At 65.3% G+C, this 672-nt stretch carries 1 protein-coding gene; it reads left to right on the plus strand.

Annotation, left to right across the window (positions count from 1 at the left end; translation table 11 throughout):
• Positions 1-599: cbb3-type cytochrome c oxidase subunit I (locus tag ACEN88_RS33545; protein WP_413346661.1), on the plus strand; the 599-nt coding region annotated here is incomplete at its 5' end.
• Between the last annotated feature and the right edge of the window lie 73 nt (positions 600-672).

Genomic DNA, 672 nt, shown 5'->3' on the forward strand with positions numbered 1-672 from the left:
CGGGTGGCCTCATCAACATGAGCTACCAGCTCGACTTCGCCATCCACAACACGCAGTGGATCACCGGCCACTTCCACCTGATCTTCGCGGGCGCCATCGTCATCATGTACTTCGCCGTCGCGTACGACCTGTGGCCGCACCTGACGGGCCGCACACTCGTCCAGGGCGGCATGATGAAGGCGCAGCTGTGGCTGTGGTTCGTCGGCATGATCATCCTGACGTTCCCGTGGCACGTCGTCGGCGTGATGGGCATGCCGCGCCGCATGGCCTATTTCGACTACACCAACCCGGAGATCGCGCCGCAGGCAATCACCGTGATCCTCAGCGCCATCGGCGGTTTGCTGCTCGTGATCTCGGGCGTGCTGTTTTTGCTCGTCCTGCTGCGCGGCCATCGCGGCAGCCTCGTCGAGCTGCCCGAGTTCCGCTTCAGCCAGCCGGTGCACGCCGTCGCGCGCGTGCCGGTCGCCCTGAACAGCTACGCGCTGTGGCTCGCGCTGATGATCGGCCTGTCGCTCGTCAACTACGGCTACCCGATCGCGCAGCTGATCGCGCTGAAGCAGACGTCCGTGCCCGCCGTCCCGATCGGAGGTACGCCATGAACGAGCCCCTGTTTTCGACGAAGAACCGCTGGTTCACGATCAGCGTCGCGGCCGTCGTGATCATCGCCGCCGC

Source organism: Massilia sp. CT11-108 (assembly GCF_047302915.1).
Taxonomy (GTDB): domain Bacteria; phylum Pseudomonadota; class Gammaproteobacteria; order Burkholderiales; family Burkholderiaceae_D; genus Telluria; species Telluria orientalis.